Source organism: Mesorhizobium sp. B2-4-14 (assembly GCF_006442155.1).
Classification (GTDB): domain Bacteria; phylum Pseudomonadota; class Alphaproteobacteria; order Rhizobiales; family Rhizobiaceae; genus Mesorhizobium.
On the sequence record NZ_VFVA01000031.1, the window covers coordinates 1 to 17,867 of the forward strand.

18 protein-coding genes, 1 pseudogene and 1 riboswitch are annotated in these 17,867 nt (G+C 63.6%); of the genes and pseudogenes, 4 read left to right on the forward strand and 15 right to left on the reverse strand.

What is annotated here, in order from left to right; all coding sequences use genetic code 11:
* The 3 genes from FJ938_RS22675 to FJ938_RS22685 form a co-directional block, all read right to left on the reverse strand.
* A partial coding sequence (locus tag FJ938_RS22675; RefSeq protein WP_181169163.1) for a caspase domain-containing protein occupies nt 1–1,268 on the reverse strand: 1,268 nt, incomplete at its 3' end.
* Nucleotides 1,269–1,462: 194 nt separating this feature from the next.
* Nucleotides 1,463–2,704, reverse strand: coding sequence for a class I SAM-dependent RNA methyltransferase (locus FJ938_RS22680; protein ID WP_140697615.1), 1,242 nt, complete (start codon nt 2,702–2,704; stop codon nt 1,463–1,465).
* Nucleotides 2,701–3,465 carry a TlyA family RNA methyltransferase gene (locus tag FJ938_RS22685; protein WP_140697618.1) on the reverse strand — a complete coding sequence of 255 codons (765 nt, stop codon included), beginning with the start codon at nt 3,463–3,465 and terminating at the stop codon, nt 2,701–2,703. Before FJ938_RS22685 ends, FJ938_RS22680 begins: the two co-directional genes overlap by 4 nt.
* 152 nt (nt 3,466–3,617) lie before the next feature.
* Here FJ938_RS22685 and FJ938_RS22690 point away from each other — a divergent pair, with 152 nt between their 5' ends.
* Nucleotides 3,618–4,019: a GFA family protein gene (locus FJ938_RS22690; protein ID WP_140697621.1), complete on the forward strand. Its 402-nt coding sequence runs from the start codon at nt 3,618–3,620 to the stop codon at nt 4,017–4,019.
* Nucleotides 4,020–4,077: 58 nt separating this feature from the next.
* Here FJ938_RS22690 and FJ938_RS22695 read toward each other — a convergent pair whose 3' ends face one another.
* From FJ938_RS22695 to FJ938_RS22720, 6 genes are all read right to left on the reverse strand, one after another.
* Complete coding sequence (locus FJ938_RS22695) at nt 4,078–4,365, reverse strand: hypothetical protein (RefSeq protein ID WP_140697624.1); 288 nt, start codon at nt 4,363–4,365, stop codon at nt 4,078–4,080.
* Nucleotides 4,366–4,513: 148 nt separating this feature from the next.
* Entirely contained in the window at nt 4,514–6,427 is a 1,914-nt protein-coding gene (gene dxs / locus FJ938_RS22700; RefSeq protein WP_140697627.1) for a 1-deoxy-D-xylulose-5-phosphate synthase, read from the reverse strand.
* Between the two features lie 87 nt (nt 6,428–6,514).
* Entirely contained in the window at nt 6,515–7,435 is a 921-nt protein-coding gene (locus FJ938_RS22705; RefSeq protein WP_140697630.1) for a pirin family protein, read from the reverse strand.
* 39 nt (nt 7,436–7,474) lie between these two features.
* The gene (locus FJ938_RS22710) at nt 7,475–7,741 is read right to left on the reverse strand and encodes a DUF2277 domain-containing protein (RefSeq protein ID WP_140611136.1); all 267 of its coding nucleotides are present in this window, start codon (nt 7,739–7,741) and stop codon (nt 7,475–7,477) included.
* Between the two features lie 111 nt (nt 7,742–7,852).
* Nucleotides 7,853–8,104, reverse strand: coding sequence for an exodeoxyribonuclease VII small subunit (locus FJ938_RS22715; RefSeq protein ID WP_013532792.1), 252 nt, complete (start codon nt 8,102–8,104; stop codon nt 7,853–7,855).
* A 3-nt stretch (nt 8,105–8,107) separates the two neighbouring features.
* A complete protein-coding gene (locus FJ938_RS22720; RefSeq protein ID WP_140697633.1) occupies nt 8,108–9,034 on the reverse strand; it encodes a histone deacetylase family protein in 927 nt (308 codons plus the stop codon).
* Between the two features lie 178 nt (nt 9,035–9,212).
* Nucleotides 9,213–9,395: riboswitch (cobalamin riboswitch) on the forward strand.
* Nucleotides 9,396–9,515: 120 nt separating this feature from the next.
* Between FJ938_RS22720 and bluB the strand changes: the two are divergent.
* Nucleotides 9,516–10,025, forward strand: a pseudogene (bluB, locus tag FJ938_RS30075) (5,6-dimethylbenzimidazole synthase); the annotation flags it as partial.
* A gap of 164 nt (nt 10,026–10,189) precedes the next feature.
* On the opposite strand, the gene FJ938_RS22730 reads toward bluB, so the two are convergent.
* The 3 genes from FJ938_RS22730 to aroC form a co-directional block, all read right to left on the reverse strand.
* Nucleotides 10,190–11,173, reverse strand: coding sequence for a hypothetical protein (locus tag FJ938_RS22730; protein WP_246673466.1), 984 nt, complete (start codon nt 11,171–11,173; stop codon nt 10,190–10,192).
* Nucleotides 11,174–11,565: 392 nt separating this feature from the next.
* The gene (ribB, locus tag FJ938_RS22735; RefSeq protein ID WP_140611106.1) at nt 11,566–12,666 is read right to left on the reverse strand and encodes a 3,4-dihydroxy-2-butanone-4-phosphate synthase; all 1,101 of its coding nucleotides are present in this window, start codon (nt 12,664–12,666) and stop codon (nt 11,566–11,568) included.
* Nucleotides 12,667–12,752: 86 nt separating this feature from the next.
* Nucleotides 12,753–13,874: a chorismate synthase gene (gene aroC, locus FJ938_RS22740; RefSeq protein WP_140697639.1), complete on the reverse strand. Its 1,122-nt coding sequence runs from the start codon at nt 13,872–13,874 to the stop codon at nt 12,753–12,755.
* A gap of 183 nt (nt 13,875–14,057) precedes the next feature.
* Between aroC and FJ938_RS22745 the strand changes: the two genes are divergently transcribed.
* Nucleotides 14,058–14,312 carry a DUF1344 domain-containing protein gene (locus tag FJ938_RS22745; RefSeq protein ID WP_140611134.1) on the forward strand — a complete coding sequence of 85 codons (255 nt, stop codon included), beginning with the start codon at nt 14,058–14,060 and terminating at the stop codon, nt 14,310–14,312.
* A 232-nt stretch (nt 14,313–14,544) separates the two neighbouring features.
* Complete coding sequence (locus tag FJ938_RS22750) at nt 14,545–15,264, forward strand: carbonic anhydrase (RefSeq protein ID WP_140697642.1); 720 nt, start codon at nt 14,545–14,547, stop codon at nt 15,262–15,264.
* Between the two features lie 78 nt (nt 15,265–15,342).
* Here the strand turns inward: FJ938_RS22750 and FJ938_RS22755 are convergent, their stop codons facing one another.
* From FJ938_RS22755 to FJ938_RS22765, 3 genes are all read right to left on the reverse strand, one after another.
* The gene (locus FJ938_RS22755) at nt 15,343–15,930 is read right to left on the reverse strand and encodes a histidine phosphatase family protein (protein WP_140611100.1); all 588 of its coding nucleotides are present in this window, start codon (nt 15,928–15,930) and stop codon (nt 15,343–15,345) included.
* Nucleotides 15,931–15,981: 51 nt separating this feature from the next.
* Nucleotides 15,982–16,800: an enoyl-ACP reductase FabI gene (gene fabI, locus FJ938_RS22760; protein WP_140611098.1), complete on the reverse strand. Its 819-nt coding sequence runs from the start codon at nt 16,798–16,800 to the stop codon at nt 15,982–15,984.
* A gap of 107 nt (nt 16,801–16,907) precedes the next feature.
* The gene (locus FJ938_RS22765; protein ID WP_140697645.1) at nt 16,908–17,840 is read right to left on the reverse strand and encodes a DnaJ C-terminal domain-containing protein; all 933 of its coding nucleotides are present in this window, start codon (nt 17,838–17,840) and stop codon (nt 16,908–16,910) included.
* Between the last annotated feature and the right edge of the window lie 27 nt (nt 17,841–17,867).

A 17,867-nucleotide genomic window follows, 5' to 3' on the forward strand; every position in this document is an offset into this window, starting at 1 on the left:
ACGAAATCCGGCGGTGGCGGGGGCAGGAAGATCACGGCGACTGGCGGCGGCGGATCGAAATCGAAATCGGGGTCGTCGAAATAGAGTACGGGACGGTCGACGTAGACGATTTCCTCCTCCGGCGGCGGCGGCACGTCATAGGCGTAGACGGTGAAATCCTCCGGCGGCTCCAGGGCCGCCTCGAAATGCTCGAGCCGGCGGCGGGCGTCCCAGGCATGCGGGCCATGCGGGTAGCGCCGGAGATAGGACCAGTAGGCTTCCGGCGTGTCCCGCAGCCAGGTTTCGCGCCAAGTAATCGCCTCGCGCCGCGCCGCGATGATGGCGCGCACGCGCTTGGCCATCGGATCGTGTGGATAGGCGCCGACGAAATCCTCATAACCGCGCAGGGTGTCGCGATCGAGCGCCGCCACGTAGGCGTCGTGGGCATCAAAGTCGCGGATTTGCCTGGTCCGGTTGGCCTGGGATTCGGCCTCGGAAACCTTCGGCGCGGGCGCATCCGGGGCACGATCGAAGAAGACGAAGGGCGCGCTGATCTTCGAGGCGTTCCACGGCACTTCGGCCCCTTGCGTTACTTCGTTGACGCGCAGGCGCGTGCGGTCGAACACGTCGCTGAGCGGCAGGCCGCCCTCGCGCATCATCTCGGCCAGCGCCTGGGCATAGGCGCCGTACGGGCCCTTGCCTTCCGGCGCGACGGTTCCCGGCGCGGCGTTGAAGGCGATCAGCATGTTCGGGTCGGGATCGACCAGCGCGAGACCGCCGGCCAGCGGTTGGTTCATCTGCGGGAATGCATTCGGTCGCGCCGCGTCGAGCACAACGATGTTGACCTTCGTCGGCAGTCCAGCCAGCGACTTGGTGACGTCGGAGAGCCGCATCGCCTGGAGCGGGACGTCGGCTGGATTGGCGATCTGGGCATCGACCGGCAAGAAGTAGTTCTCGCCTTCGAACTGCACACCTTGGCCGGCGAGGTAGACGAAGACGACCGCGTCGGGTCCGGCGGCGGAGACCTTGCCAAGGAAGTCGCGCAGCGCGCCGCGCAGCGATTCCTGATCCACATCACGCGCGCCGACCACGTCGAAACCGGCAGCCTGCAAGGTCTGCGCGATCAGTCCGGCGTCGTTGGCGGGTGTCACCAGTGCGCCGGACGGATAGGCGGCATTGCCGATGACGAAAGCGAGGCGTTTTTGCTGTTGCGCGAGCGCGCCCGTCGCCGAGGCGGCGACGACAAGCAAGAGGACGAATGAACTGAGGAATTTCTGGAGCATCCGCATTTCAGGCCACCATGGGTAAGAGCAACCGAAGCTGTCGAGGCCCTTCCCCTCCTCCAGCGAATCTGGACTAAATGGGGGCAAAGAGGCGGCTTTGCGGCGCGATCCCGGCAGGTTGGGATCGAGCGCAGCCCAACCGGCGACTTCAAGGAAAAGTGATCGCGTTCTGTCCGCGCGGCAGCCGAACCGAGGCCCGCCTACCGGCGCTTCCTGGGCTTTTCCAGCAAGGCGACGGCCTCGACATGCGGCGACCATAGGAACTGATCGATCGGCGTCACGCTTGTCGGCGTGTAGCCGCCGTCGATAAGGATGCGCAGGTCGCGAGCCAGCGTCACCGGATTGCAGGAAACCGCGGCAACGAACGGAACATCCGAGCGGGCGATCTGCTTCGACTGACCCTCGGCACCGGCCCGGGGCGGGTCGAAGACAAGACCGTCGAAGGCGTTCAACTCCTTGAACGTCAGCGGGCGCCGGAAGAGATCGCGGCGTTCGCCCGTCACCCGCTTGATGCCGGTCGCGAAGCGTGATGCCCGGTCGAGCGCCGAGAGTGCGGCCGCATCGCCTTCCACCGCGTGCACCTCCGACTTCGCCGCCAACCGCAAGGCAAAGCTGCCGCAACCGGCGAAGAGATCGGCGACCTTCTTGGCACGCTTCAGATGTCCGCCGACGATCTCGGCCATGGTCCGTTCGGCAGCCTCGGTCGCCTGCAAGAAGGCGCCCGGCGGCAGGGCGACGGCGACACCGCCGAACATGACGACAGGCTTCCTTGGTTCGATGATGATCTCGTCATCGACGGACAATCTGGCGAAGCCTTGTGCGATGACAAAATTGGAGGCGATACGGCGCTGGTGTTCGCCGAGCTTGCCGGATTCGTGTGCCGCGACATCGAGGCCCGAAGCCGTCACGGTAACCGCCATCCGGAACGATTTCGTGGTGGCGCATATCAATTCCGCCAGCGCCCTCAACTGTCCGAGCGCCGCGACGATCCCGGGCAGCGAGATCGGGCATTCCGATATGGGGATGATTTCCGGCGACAGGTGACGATTGAAGCCGAGCAGCATGCCTGTTTCGGCGCGCCGGGCGGCAAGCACAACGCGGCGGCGCGTGTGCGGCGGGCAAGCGACCAGTTCGCCTATGCCGCACTCGATGCCCTTGCCTTTCAGGGCGTGCACCACCTTCTCGCGTTTCCACTGGCGATAGGCCTCGGCCTCGAAATGCTGGAGGGCACAGCCGCCGCATTCGGTGAAATGGCGGCAGGCGGGGTCGATGCGCAACGGCGAGGCTTCCAGCACCGCCATCAGCGAGGCGCGGTCTCTTTCACGCGCGGCGGTGACGATCTCGCCGGGCAGCGTGAAAGGGATGAAGAGATCGCCGCTTTCGGTCTCGGCGATGCCGTCGCCCTGGGCGCCCAGTCTCCTGATTGTGAAGCGCGCGCTCATCGATCCTTGATCCCACCGAGCAGGAATTCGCGATTGCCGTCGCCACCTTCGATCGGCGACGGACGCAGGCCGAGCGAGCGCCAACCTGGAATGGAGTCGAGCCAATCCTGTAACAGGCCGGCGACACGGGCGGCATCGAAGGGGTCTTTCAACAGGCCGCCCTTGCCGATCGCCTCGCGACCCGCCTCGAATTGCGGCTTGACCAGAAAGATCGCGGCGGCACCGGACTTCGCAATGGCAAGCGCCGGCGGCAGCGCCAGTTTCAACGAGATGAAGCTGACGTCGGAGACAATGAAATCCGGAACATGGCCGGCAAGATCCGCGACGCTCAGGTCGCGAGCGTTCAGCCCCTCGATCACCGTCACGCGCGGATCCCCGGCGATGTCGGGATGCATCTGGCCGTGACCGACATCGATTGCCGTGACATGGGACGCGCCGCGTTCGAGCAGCACCTGGGTGAAACCTCCGGTCGAGGCGCCAATGTCGAGCGCCTCCCGGCTGGCCGGGTCGAGGCCGAAATGGTCGAGCCCGGCGATCAACTTCAGCGCTGCCCGTGAGACATAGCCCTGGGCCGGATCATCGACCGATATGACGCATTGCGGCCGAACGGCCTGGCCAGGCTTGCGGGCAATGGCGCCGTCAACTGTCACCGTGCCCCGCTCGACCGCGTCGCGGGCGCGAGATCGGCTGGCAAACAGGCCGCGCTGGACGAGCAGGTCGTCGAGCCGCTGGCGTGTGCTGGCTGGCAAAGGCGAATTCATCGGCCTTCTCTGACGAAAGCCGATCGCGAAGGCAAGGACATTGGGCACGACAACGAGAGAGCGGCGACCGAATCGAGCCTCGCGACTTGCGTGCACCGCGTGAGGTCCGGCAAAATGACGGTCGATGGTGATGCCGAACGGCGGGAGGAAAAATGCTGATCGGAACCTGCCACTGTGGCGCAACCCGCTGGACGCTGGAAGGCGATCCCGGCCCGGTGACAGTCTGCAACTGTACGCTTTGCCGCCGCTATGGCACGCTTTGGGCCTATGACTATGTCGACGAACGCATTCGCGTTGCGGGACCGATGGCCAGCTATACGCGCGCGGGAAAAGACACGCCGTCGCTTGAAATCCTGTTCTGCCCGACCTGCGCCTGTGTGCTTGCGTGGCGCGGCTTGCGCGCCGATGCCTCGGGCCGAACACGCATTGCCGTCAACGTCCGGCTGGCGCCGCCGGAAACTGTCGCCGAGTTGCCGATCGACCATTTCGATGGGTTCGACACTTACGAAGACCTGCCGCGTGACGGCCGTTGTGTTCGCGATATGTGGTTCTAGGCTTTGTCTTGACGCAATTCCGGATGGAAAACCGCTTCACACTTTTCCTGGAATTGCTCTAGAAAATGGTGCGCGAAACCTGGCGCTCGACGGCTGGAGACAAACCGTCGTCCTGTTTCCCCGAAGCCAGCTCACGAGCATGCCCGGTCGCAACGGCGATTGCAGGCTCCGGCAGCACCACAAGCTGCGGCACCTGCTTGTAGGAGAAGCCGCCGCGGATATCGCCCATCTTGCCGGCGACAATGCCCAGCGCCGCTTTTTCCAGATTACGGTCATAGCGCGTCTCGGCGACGGCCGGCGCGACCACGATGCCCAGAAGGGCCGTGCCACACAGAAGCGTCTTCATTCCAACTATCTCCCGGCCTGACGTCGATCTAGCAGGGCGCCGTTGAAAAACGGCCAAGGGACACGGTAAGCAAAACGCCAAACGGCAGTGTTAACAAGGCGTTACAAAATCAAGCCGGCAAACCGATTCAAGCGCTTGAGGTTTTGATTCAGGCGCGCTGGGCGCGCACCGTATGCCCGAGCGCCGTGAACACGGTGCGCACGATGCCGGCGGCGTCAAGGCCGGCATCGGCATACATCTTTTCCGGCTTGGCATGGTCGGTGAACGCGTCGGGCAACACCAGCGGGCGCACCTTCAGGCCGCTTTCCAAAAGCCCTTCATGGGCGAGGAACTGCAGCACATGGCTGGCGAACCCGCCAATAGCGCCCTCCTCCACCGTCACCAGAACCTCATGCGAGCGGGCTAGCCGCCGGATCAGATCCTCATCGAGCGGCTTGGCGAAGCGGGCATCGGCGACGGTGGTGGAAAGCCCGGCGGCGCCGAGCTCCTCGGCAGCGGCAAGGCAATCCTGCAAGCGCGTGCCGAACGACAGCAGCGCCACCTTGGTGCCTTCCCTGACGATGCGGCCTTTGCCAAGTTCGAGAACCGAGCCGCGTTCCGGCATGTCGACGCCGACACCGTTGCCGCGCGGATAGCGGAAGGCGATCGGGCCATCATCGTAGCTGGAAGCGGTGCGCACCATGTGGCGCAACTCCGCTTCGTCGGCGGCCGCCATCACGACAAAGCCCGGCAGGCTTGCCAGGAAGGTGGTGTCGAAAGCGCCGCAATGGGTGGCGCCATCGGCGCCGACGAAGCCGGCACGGTCGATCGGGAAACGCACCGGTAGTTTCTGGATCGCGACGTCGTGGACCACCTGATCATAGGCGCGCTGCAGGAAGGTCGAATAAATCGCCGCGAACGGCTTGTAGCCTTCGGTTGCGAGACCGGCCGCGAAGGTCACTGCATGCTGCTCTGCGATGCCGACATCGAACGTCCTGGACGGGAACACTTCGCCGAACAGGTCAAGGCCGGTGCCGGTCGGCATAGCTGCGGTGACGGCGACGACGCGGTCATCCTCGCGCGCCTCCTGGATCAGGCTTTCGGCGAACACTTTGGTGTAGGCCGGCGCGTTGGCCGGCGCCTTGGCCTGCGCGCCGGTGATGACGTCGAACTTGTTGACGCCATGATACTTATCGGCGGCGGCTTCCGCGGGTGCGTAGCCCTTGCCCTTCTGGGTCACGACATGGATCAGCACCGGGCCCTCGCCATTGTCGCGGACGTTCTTCAGCACCGGGATCAGATGCTCGAGATTGTGACCGTCGATCGGGCCGATGTGATAGAAGCCGAGTTCCTCGAACAGCGTGCCGCCGGTGACATAGCCGCGCGCATGCTCGACCGCCCTGGTGATGGCGCGATCGGCGCGCTTGCCGAGATAAGAGGTCAGCTTCTTGCCGAAATCGCGCAGGCCGACATAGGCCTTGCCCGAGGCGAGCCGCGCCAGATAGGCACTCATGGCACCGGTCGGCGGCGCGATCGACATGTCGTTGTCGTTGAGGATGACGATAAGGCGGGCATCGAGCGCGCCGGCATTGTTCATCGCCTCATAGGCCATGCCGGCCGACATGGCGCCGTCGCCAATGACGGCGATGACGTTGTTGCGGCCACCGGCGAGGTCGCGGGCGGCGGCCATGCCGAGGCCGGCCGAGATCGATGTCGAGGAATGGGCGGCGCCGAAGGGATCGTATTCGCTTTCGGCGCGTCGGGTGAAGCCGGACAGGCCGCCTTCCTGGCGCAGGGTGCGGATGCGGTCGCGGCGGCCGGTCAGGATCTTGTGCGGGTAGGCCTGGTGGCCGACATCCCAGATCAGCCGGTCATCCGGCGTGTTGAAGACATAATGCAGCGCCACGGTCAGTTCGACCACCCCAAGGCCGGCGCCGAGATGGCCGCCGGTGTGGGATACGGCATCGACGAGTTCGGCGCGAAGCTCGGACGCCAGTTGCGGCAGATCGCTCTCGTCCAGCGCGCGCAAATCCGCCGGGATGCGGACCTTGTCAAGAAGCGGCGTATGCGGCGTTGCGTTCACGGGTGCTCAGGCTTTCTGTTCATCGGCGGGATAGGCTGCCAGCCGGCGAAAGTAAATGCGTGTCGGTGACGCGGATCGGGCTGAGATCTAGCCTTCAGGCAGCGGGATGAATTCCTTGTCATCTCCTGGAACGATATCGAAGCGGCCTGTCTTCCATTCCTGCTTGGCCTGTTCGATGCGCTCCTTGGACGAGGAGACGAAATTCCACCAGATGTAGCGCTTCGAGCCAAGCGAGGCGCCGCCGAAAAGCATGAAATGCGCACCGGTTTGCGACGATACGATGATCTCGTCACCAGGCCGGAACACCAGCAGCCGCTCCGCCGGAAACACATCGCCTGCAATCGAGACTTCGCCTTGCAGCGTGTAGATGGCGCGCTCCTCGGCGTCGGCCGGGATTTTCACGCTGGCGCCCGGCGCCAGGCGCAGGTCGGCGTAGAGCGTTTCGGAATCGGCCCTAACAGGGGAGCGCAGTCCCTGGAAATCACCGATGACAACGCGGCCGCTGACGCCTTCGGCATCGATCTCGGGAAGCCGCAAGACAGCCGTGTTCTCGAACACCGGCGCCACTTCCTCCTTGTCGTCTGGCAAGGCAAGCCATGTCTGCAGGCCCGAAATCGACATTGGCGCGCCGCGCAATTCCTCCGGCGTGCGCTCGGAATGCACGATGCCGCGGCCGGCGGTCATCAGGTTCACGTCGCCGGGCTGGATGACCATTTCGGTGCCCAGCGAATCGCGATGCCGGATCTTGCCGTCAAACAGATAGGTGACCGTCGACAGGCCGATATGGGGATGGGGACGGACATCGAGCGCCTGGCCCGCGCGCAGGATCGCCGGCCCCATGCGGTCGAAGAAGATGAATGGGCCGACCAGACGCCTCTTGGCGGTTGGCAAGGCTCGGCGCACCTCGAAGCCGCCAATGTCCTTGGCGTTCGGGATGACCATCAGTTCGATCTGATCGCTGGCAAAGGCATCGCCGGCTTCAGGGTCCTTCCCCGGGAAGAAGCTCATGAACTCTCCTTGTCAGCGGTCCAGACCGCCTTGGCCGCATCAGGCAAAACGGAGCGCCGCCTTTGCCCGAAGTTTGGCCGCCACCTCTTCGCGGTTGCGCGGATGCTGGTTTGTTTCGAGAGAATCGAGCAGTTCCCGCGCCGATGCCGCGATGGCCTCCACCGCATGGTCGAACGCATGCTGGTTCTGCTTCGAAGGCCGCGTCGTGCCGCTCAGCTTGCGGACAAACTGAAGTGCCGCGTCGCGAACTTCATCGTTGGTTGCCGGCGGGTCAAAATTGAACAGGGTCTTGATGTTTCTGCACATCGCTTCCGTTTCTCCTCTTGTCCTGGAGCCGTTCCAATCGGGACGAGCTTGATCCTCAATCATGATCGTGTCCAAAAACCGGCGAGACAAGACCGTCATCGCGACCGTGCCTCAGTCCGCATCGAGCGGCTCCGTTCCGACCGGCTTTCCATCGCGCGACAGCCTGATCTTCTCGACCTTGTCCTCCGCAGCCTTCAGCAACCGGTCGCAATGCGCCTTCAGCGCCTCACCGCGTTCATAGATCCGGATTGACTGATCGAGCGGCACGTCGCCACGCTCCAGGTCATCGACGATCTTCTCCAGCGCATCGAGTGCCTGCTCGAAGCTCATCGCCTTGACGTCTTCATTGGTCTCACCAGCCATCATTCATCCTTTCATCAGCCGCGCGACATGGGCCGCGACCGAAAATGCCAATCCCTGCAGATCGTAGCCGCCCTCGAGCAGGCTGACGAGCCGGTTGTCGCCGTGACGCGCGGCGCGTTGCATCAGCTGGCCCGTCGCCCAGTCGAAATCATCCTCGGTCAGATTGATCTCGGCCAGCGGGTCGCGGTGGTGCGCGTCGAAGCCGGCCGAAATGATGATCAGATCGGGCGCGAATTTGTCGAGCGCCGGCAGGATCCGCGACAGGAAGGCATCGCGAAACACCTCGCTGCCGGTCTGCGGCGCCAGAGGCGCGTTGACGATGTTGCCGGCCCCAGTTTCGTTCTTCGCACCGGTGCCGGGATAGAGCGGCATCTGATGCGTCGAGCAGTAGAGCACCGACGGATCGTCCCAGAAGATATCCTGTGTGCCGTTGCCGTGATGCACGTCCCAGTCGACGACGGCGACCCGCTCGGCGCCATGCTTTTTTTGCGCATAACGCGCCGCGATGGCCGCCGTATTGAAGAAGCAAAAGCCCATGGCGGTGGTTTTCTCGGCATGGTGGCCGGGCGGGCGGGCAGCGACGAAGGCATTGTCGGCCCGGCCAGTGAAGACGTCGTCGACGGCCGCGTTGGCGGCACCGATCGCGGTGATCACCGCCTGCCAGCTCTTCGGACTGGCGGTGGTGTCGGCATCGACGCGGGCGATGCCCTCTTCGGGGATGGCGGCGCGCACACGCGCGACGAAATCGGCCGGATGTGCATAGAGGATAGTGGCTTCATCTCCTTCCGGCGCCTTCACGCGGTCGAGCGCGGCAAAGGCTTCGTCGTCGAGCACGCGCTCGATGGCGCGCAAGCGGTCCGGCCGCTCGGGGTGGCCGGGCGGCGTGATGTGCTCAAGGAAGATAGGGTGCGTGTAGAGACGGGTGGCCATGGTCCCTATCTAGTGCCCCGACGCGGCAATGGCCATGCGTTGCGGCTTGATCGCTGGGGAAAATCACGTCTGCGTCCATTCGCGTCGCTGCGGGGATTGGCGCGGCCGGGGCTTCGGCGTAAGGTCGCCACCACTGCCTGGTGCCCGCCGGTCTGTTTGTTTCAGCCGCATTATGCGACGCCAAGTGAATCCACTTGGCTGCAAATGCTCTGGCGGGAGAATCGGGAACACGGTTGAATTCCGTGGCGTGCCCAACGCTGTAAGGGGGACCGCGTCGGTAAATGCCACTGTCGATGACGGGAAGGCACCGGACGCGGGTTGATCCCGAGCCAGAAGACCGGCCTGGCAGGCATCGTCACCCGCATGGTCAGGCGGGCGGCATTGATTTGAAGTCGCAAGGGGACAAGCGATGCCGGAAGCCATGACCGCTCCTGTGGGCGATGGATTTGACCAGATGGCGCGCGACGCCGTCTACCGAGCCATGTTCACCAGGCGCGATGTTCGCAGCCATTTTACTCCCGAGACCATCGACGACGAGGTGCTGGCTCGGCTGCTGCTTGCAGCCCATCACGCGCCATCGGTCGGGTTCATGCAGCCGTGGAACTTCATCGTCATTCGCGGTGCCGGGCGCCGGGAGAAGGTACGTGACCTGCTCCTGGCCGCGCGTGAACAGGAACTGCCAGCAATCGAGGAAGAGCGACAAGCGCTCTACCGCAAGCTCAAGCTGGAAGGCATCTGCGAAAGCGCGCTCAACATCTGCATCACCTGCGACCGCCAGCGCTCGAAAGGTTCGCCGCTGGGGCGTTGGCACAATCCGGAGATGGATCTCTACAGCACGGTCTGCGCGGTGCAGAATTTCTGGCTGGCGGCACGGGCCGAAGGCATCGGCGTCGGCTGGGTCAGCATCATCGAGCCTGAGGCGTTGAAGCGGCTGTTGGCCATTCCCGAGCACGTGACGCCGATCGCCTACCTCTGCGTCGGCCGTGTTTCCGAGTTCGCGCCCAAGCCGGACCTCGAGACACATGGCTGGGGCCGGCGATTGCCGCTGCCCGAATTGATCATGAGCGAGACGTTTTGCGGCCAGGGCGAGACGCCGCTCAAATCAGCGGTGTCGAGCCTCTATACCGTCGCCGGCACGCCCGCCAGCCCGGCCGATCAGCGTGTCGCGCCGGCCGTGTCCCAGCGCGAACCACCGAAGGAGGAGAGCGCCTTGTCCTTGAGGTCCCTGAACTTCGACGATGCCTCGGCCAGCCGAGCGTCCCAAGCCGGATCTGGCACCTGGCCGGCGATGGTCTTGAAGTAGACCTGCATCAGGCAGGCGATGGCGAAGGGCTCGATGAAGGCTGCCTTGAAGGCCCAGGCAAAGACGATGGCGAGCACGAAGGCCCAGCCGGCAAGCTGCCCGGGCATGAGGAAAAGAATGGCGCCGGCCGGGGCCAGCATCAGCAGGAAGATGACAAACGACACGCCCCACATGATGATCGCCAGCCAGACGGCGTTCTTGACCATGATCTTGCCGTTCTGGGCGTAGAGCACCACGCCTTGGCGTGCGGTTTCGAACGGCGAGGACGAGTCGATGCGGATGTTGTAGCCGAGGATGATCTCGTCGACATAGGTCAATGACAGGCGGATTACGGTGTTAATGAAGCTGACCAGCCCGCTCAAACCGGGAATGGGGAGGAAGGCGGCGATGCCGCCGAGCAGCCCGGTGATGGCGCGAATGGCGCCCTTGACCAGTTGGTCGACGACAAAAAGGATATTGGCCTCGGCGAAGCGCTGCGTCACCACTTTCCTGGCATAGGCGATCTGGTTCTGGCCGCCGGGCACATCTTGGCCGTCGATCAGATGGACCATGACGGCGATATGGCCGGCCTTGACGACGTAGAGAATGTATTCGCGGATCCAGTAGACGGCGATCGAGACGGCGCCAAAGCCGACGACGCCGCCCCATAGAGCAAAGGACAACGGCCCGTCGGGATCGGTGGAGATATGGCCGACGCCATAGCCGACGGAGGCGCCCGTGCCAGTCGCCAGGATATAGGCCAGAGTGATACCGAAATAGACGATCATGCGAAAAACAATGAAAGGCCAGGTCCGCATCGTGATGGACACCGACCTGCCGATATTGAAATCCCACATGCCCCGAATCTCCCCTCAGAGAGGGCTGGGAGGATGCGCTCACCCCGAAGATTGTCAACCGGGGGGCGACGAGAAGAAGCGAGCAGCCGCTCGTTTCGCAAACGTTCGGAATTGGCCGAGGCTTCCGCGACGTCGTCATCCACGGGCGGAGCGACGCGAAGCGGAGCGCAGACCCGAGGATCCATGCCGTAACCTTGATCGAAGATCACAGCGGAGCAGAATTCTGGACCGTGGCAACGCGTCGAAGTCGCGGCATGGATCCTATGGTCTGAGCCGCGTCGCTTCGCTCCTTGCTTCGCCATAGGATGACGAGGCAAGCGGACGCTTCAGTCAATCGCCAACGCAGGCGACCTGCCAGCAGGACCTTTCCGCCGCGTCGATCCCTCGGTGGACTACAAAATCTCGGTCTTGGCGATATGGATGCCAAAACCCTCCAAACCAACATAATGGCGCTCGCGCGAGGCGATCAGGTTGATCGAGGAAATGCCGAGATCCTTCAGGATCTGCGCACCTAGGCCGATTTCGCGCCATTCGTTTTCGCGCCGGCGCGCCTCTTCGTGATCCTCGCGGTCACCTGATGCAGGGCGCTTGCGCTCCTGATGGGCGACACCGACCGAGCCTTCGCGCAGATAGACGATGACACCGCGCTTACGCTCGCCCATCGCCTTCATGATGCCGTCGAGCCGATGGCTGGTGCCGAAGACGTCGGTCACCACGTCTTCGGAATGCAACCGCACCGGAACGTCCTCGCCGTCGCGGATATCGCCGAAGACCACCGCGACATGATGCATCGTGTCCCAGGGCAACGTATAGGTGAAGACCTGCGCCTTGCCGCCGAGCGTGTCGATCTCCGAGCAAGCCACGCGTTCGACCAGCGTTTCTTTGCGTTGCCGGTAGGCGATGAGATCGGCGACCGAAACCTGCTGGAGGCCATGCTCCTCGGCGAAGGCCGCGACCTGTGGGCCACGCTTGACGGTGCCGTCGTCATTGACCAGTTCCGAAATGACACCGATCGGCGGCAGGCCGGCGAGTTTGCACAGATCGACCGCCGCCTCGGTATGGCCCGAACGCATCAGCACGCCGCCTTCGCGCGCGATCAGCGGGAAGATGTGGCCGGGACGGACGAAATCGGAGGCGCCGACATTGCCGTTAGCGAGGTTGCGCACGGTCAGCGTGCGGTCGTCGGCCGAAATGCCTGTTGTGGTGCCGTGCTTGAAATCGACGCTGACGGTGAAGGCGGTGGTGTGGGCTGAATCATTGTCGGCCACCATCGGCGCAAGATTGAGCCGCTTGGCTTCCTCGCGCGGCATCGGCGTGCAGACGATGCCCGACGTGTTGCGCACGATGAAGGCCATTTTCTCGGGCGTGCAGTGGACGGCGGCGACGATCAGGTCACCCTCATTCTCGCGCCCGTCATCGTCCATGACGACGACGATCTCGCCGCGTTCAAAGGCACGGATGGCTTCGACGATCTTCTTCTGGTCGTAAGGCATGGAGCGCTCGCTTCGTTCGCAGGGCAGTAGGGAATAGGGCAGTAAGGCAGTAGGGAAAAGGAAAATATGTTGGGCAGGCAGGCTGCCTACTGCCTACTGCTCCTGCCTATTCCCTGCCCTGTCTGTCCTCGATGGCGCAGATAATGATCGGCTATGGCGCAGGCAACCATGGCCTCGCCGATCGGCACGGCGCGAATACCGACGCAGGGATCGTGCCGGCCCTTGGTCATCACCTCGACGTCGTTGCCGTCTTTGTCGATAGACTTTCGCGGCGTCAGGATCGAGGAGGTCGGCTTGACGGCGAAGCGGGCGACGATCGCCTGGCCGGTAGAGATGCCGCCGAGGATACCACCGGCATTGTTGGACAGGAACACCGGCTTGCCATCGTTGCCCATGCGCATCTCGTCGGCATTCTGTTCACCGGTGATGCGCGCGGCCTCGAAGCCGTTGCCGATCTCGACGCCCTTGACGGCGTTGATCGACATCAGCCCGGAGGCAATGTCCTGGTCGAGCTTGGCGTAGATCGGCGCGCCGAGCCCTGGGGGGACGCCATCGGCGACGATCTCGATCACCGCGCCGACCGAGGAACCCGATTTGCGGATGCCGTCGAGATACTGCGTGAAAACGGGAATAGAGGCTGGATCGGGGGTGAAGAACGGATTTTCCGGGTCGCCAATAAAATTCCAGTTCCAGTTGGCGCGATCGATCGACTTTTCGCCCATCGACACCAGCGCGCCGCGCACCACCATGCCCGGCACCACCTTACGCGCGAGTGCGCCGGCCGCCACGCGCGCCGCGGTCTCGCGGGCCGAGGAACGGCCGCCGCCGCGATAGTCGCGTATGCCGTATTTGACGTCATAGGTGTAGTCGGCATGGCCCGGCCGGTATTGGCGGGCAATCTCGCCATAGTCCTTCGAGCGCTGGTCGACATTTTCGATCAGCATCGAAACCGGCGTGCCGGTGGTGATCATCGTCTCGCTGTCCTCGTCGAGCACGAAACCGGACAGCACCTTCACTTCGTCGGGCTCACGGCGCTGGGTGACGAAACGCGACTGGCCGGGCCGGCGCTTGTCGAGTTCGGCCTGGATTTCGTCGCGCGTGAAGCGGATACCCGGCGGACAGCCATCCACCACGCAGCCGAGCGCTGCGCCATGGCTTTCGCCCCAGGTGGTGACGCGGAAAAGATGGCCGAACGTATTGTGAGACATGGAAAAGTGCCCTGCCCGGCATCGAAGCCGACTGAAGTCTGCCTTCTATTGGCGTTTTCCACAGGGGTCAAACTGTGATCTGGCGGATTTAGTTTTGACACATTCGGTTGGTTTCTGCTCTGCTCCATTCGCCGTTGAGGATCCGCCGCCACCGTGCCGGCGCAATGACCAAAGAGGACGATGATGCGTACCCTGATTGGCGCTGTTGCCGCCATACTCCTGCTTTCCACCGCCGCTTTCGCCGGGCAGACCGAAGGCTTGATCAAGAAGATCGACAAGGACGCGCTGACCCTGACGCTGGATGACGGCAAATCCTACAAGCTGAACGCCGAGACCGATCTCGACTCGCTGAAGCCGGGCATGGACGTCGTCATTGCCTATGACGTGACCAATGGCGAGAACGTCGTCACCGACATGGAATTGCCGGACACCGAATAGGAGCCTCCGGCTGCGCACGGCCGGATCCATTCCGACAGGCTCGGAATCGAGCTTTATCTTGATCTTCCGTTCAGCCCCTATCCGAGCCGAAAGCTTGGAATCGTGACCTCATGCCGTTTCCAGGTAGCCTGGATGGACCGGGCGAGAGTTAGCACTTGCTAATGCAACTCGTTGGTAGCAGTCTCAGCTCACGGATCCAGCCATCGGCTGGATCGGCGGCGGGAGCAGGGCAATGTGCAGCGACTGCGAGGGCGAAGGGATCCGCCGGAGGGATTTCCTCAAGGTCGGCGCGGGGCTCGTCGCGACCGGTTTTGGCGGAGCGGTCTGGCCGGCGCGCGCGGCCGAGGGCACTGCGACGCCACTGCCCCCCGATGAAGCGTTGGTCGCGTTGAAGTCCGGCAACGAACGCTATGTCAGCCATCCGGAACTCTGCTCGATTGACCTTGCCGCGCAGCGGAATGCTGTCGCTACACACCAGGCGCCTTGGGCCACTGTCATCAGTTGCGCCGACAGTCGCGTTCCGCCGGAGCTGATCTTCGGCGGCCACGGCGTTGGAGAACTGTTCGTCGCCCGGAATGCTGGCAACCTCGTCGACACCGCGACGCTCGGCACGGTCGAATATGGCGCGGAGGTACTCGGTTCGCCGTTGATCGTCGTCCTCGCGCACACAAGCTGCGGTGCGGTCAAGGCGGCTTGCGACGTGGTCACCAAGAACGCCACTTATCCGGGCGCGATCGGTCCGATGATCGAGCCGATCTTGCCGGCGGCAATCGCGGTGCGGAGCGAGGCGGGCGATTTTGTCGACAACACGGCTAAGGAGAGCGCAAGGCGGACCGCGAGGCGCCTTGCCGTTTCAAGCAAGCTCTTGGCCGGTCTCACCGGGACCGGGAAGCTGAAGATCGTCGCGGCGATCTATGATCTTAAAACGGGTGTGGTGACCTACCTCGAATGATACGTTCATCCGGGCGACCGCGCTCAGGAGTTGGAGCCTCGCGGGCCAACCTCGAATAAATAACCATAACCAGGACAGCTACAGCCACTCCAGGCATTCACCCTGCAGCCGGAGCACGCGATCGTGCGGTATCTCCAGGTTCGCGGCCTCGTCCTCGGGCATCTCAAGCACGAAGCGAAACAAGGTGCGCATGACGCCGCCATGCGTCACGCAGATCGTGTTGTGGTCGAGCGCGTCGAATCGGGGCTTCACCCGTTCAAGCAGCATCTGGTAGCTCTCGGCACCTTCGCCGGGCGGCTGGAAGTTCCATTTATCCAAAGCGCGAGTCTTCTTCGCACGGGGATAGCGTGTCTCGAGCTCGGCAAAGGTGAACCCCTGCCAATCGCCGAAATTGACTTCAACGAGATCGGGATCGGTTCGATAGGCGAGCGGATCGAGCTTCATCGCGACGCGGATGCGCTCCATCGTTTCGCGCGTCCGCCTCATCGGGCTGGCGATGAAATCGAAATCCTCCGGCTTGTGGACGAGGCCGGCCAACCGATTCCCGTTTCCGGTGGCCTGTTGGCGGCCGAGCTCATTGAGATCGGTGTCGGCCTGACCCTGAAGCCGGGCCTCGGCGTTCCACGCGGTCTGGCCGTGGCGCACGATGTAAACCAGCGGGTACATCAGGTCTTCCGGAGGTGAGGCCTGGGCCTGGGCGGAGGATTGGCGGGAAAGCTATTCCTTGACCGTCGAAATATCAGGCGCGTCGACCGCCTTCATGCCGACCACGTGATAGCCGGAATCGACGTGATGCACTTCGCCGGTCACGCCACGCGACAGGTCGGACAGGAAATAGACGCCGGAATCGCCGACCTCTTCCTGCGTGACCGTCTGCTTCAGTGGTGAATTGTATTCGTTCCACTTCAGGATGTAGCGGAAGTCGCCGATGCCGGATGCGGCCAGCGTCTTGATCGGGCCGGCCGAGATTGCGTTGACGCGGATCTTCTTGGCGCCGAGATCGACGGCAAGGTAACGCACGCTGGCCTCGAGAGCGGCCTTGGCAACGCCCATGACATTGTAGTGCGGCATCACCTTCTCGGCGCCGTAATAGGTGAGCGTCAGCAGTGATCCGCCCTCGGTCATCAGCGCCTCGGCGCGCTTGGCGATGGTGGTGAAGGAAAACACCGAAATGTCCATGGTGCGCAGGAAGTTGTCGCGCGTCGTCTCGACATAGCGGCCGGTCAGTTCGTCCTTATCGGAGAAGGCGATGGCATGGACGAGGAAATCGAGCTTGCCCCAATGCTTGGCGACATTGGCGAAGACCTCGTCGAGGCTGGCCGGATCGGTGACATCGCAATGGCCGGCCACATAGGCGCCCAGTTCCGCCGCCAACGGTTCGACACGCTTTTTGAACGCCTCGCCCTGATAGGTCAGCGCGATCTCGGCGCCATGGTCGGCGCATGCCTTGGCGATGCCGAAAGCGATCGACCTGTTGTTCGCGACGCCCAGAATCAGGCCGCGCTTGCCGGCCATCAGGCCCTGTCCACCCGCCATGTGCGTGCTCTCCGCAAGAGTATCTGCTTTGTGGAGAGCCCTATCGCACAGGCACAGGGCCCCTTCAAGCGCTCAAACCGGACAGTTCGGGGGACAAAAGTCGCCGATCAGCCTTTTTGGCCACGCAGCATCGCTTCCAGAGCGCTGTCACCACCCTCCGGCAGCATGATGCGCACATGAGCGTAGAGATCGCCGTGACCGCCGGCTTTTTCCGGCAGGCCCCTGCCCTTGAGTCGCAGCACCTTGTCCGAACTCGACCAGGCGGGAACATTGACCGCGAGCCTGCCTGTCGGCGTCTCGACCGGCACCTTGGCGCCCAGCACCGCATCCGCCAGCGACACCGGCAGATCGGCATGCAGGTCGCGGCCCTCGATACGGTAACGCGGATGCAGGCGGATATGTATCTTGACCAGCGCGTCGCCGGGCTGGCCCGGCCCCTGCTCGCCTTGCCCTTTCAACCGAATGGTCTGGCCATCCTCGACGAAGACCGGCAGTTTGACCGCCACCTTGCGGCCATCCGGGAACATCGCCGTCACCTTTTCGGCGTTCGCCGCTTCCTCGATGGTGATGTCGAGCGTGACGTTCAGATCGGCAGCGGTGGCCGGCTGGCGGCGGTCGCCCATGCCGGCGCCGCGCGCGCCCGAAAAGGCGTCGCCGAAAATCTGGCTGAAGATGTCGCTGTTGCCGTCGAACGGATCACCGCCTGGCCGCCCGGAGCGGAACTCGAATCGCGAACCGCCGGGCCCCTGCTGCTGGCGACGGAACCCGGCAAAGGGGTCGCCGCCACCTGCGGCGCCTTCAAAGCCCTGGAAGCGCGGCTTGCCGTCGGCGTCGATCTCGCCGCGATCGAAAGCGGCGCGTGTCTTCTCGTCGCCGACGATCTCATAGGCCTGATTGGCCGCGGCAAAACGGTCCTTCGCCTTGGGATCATTCGGATTCTGGTCCGGATGATGTTTCTTGGCGAGTTTCCGATACGCCGATTTTATGTCCTTGGCCGATGCGTTCTTTGCAACGCCCAGCACCTCATACGGGTCGCGCATGCTTTCTGCCCTGGGGAAGGAGTGAGT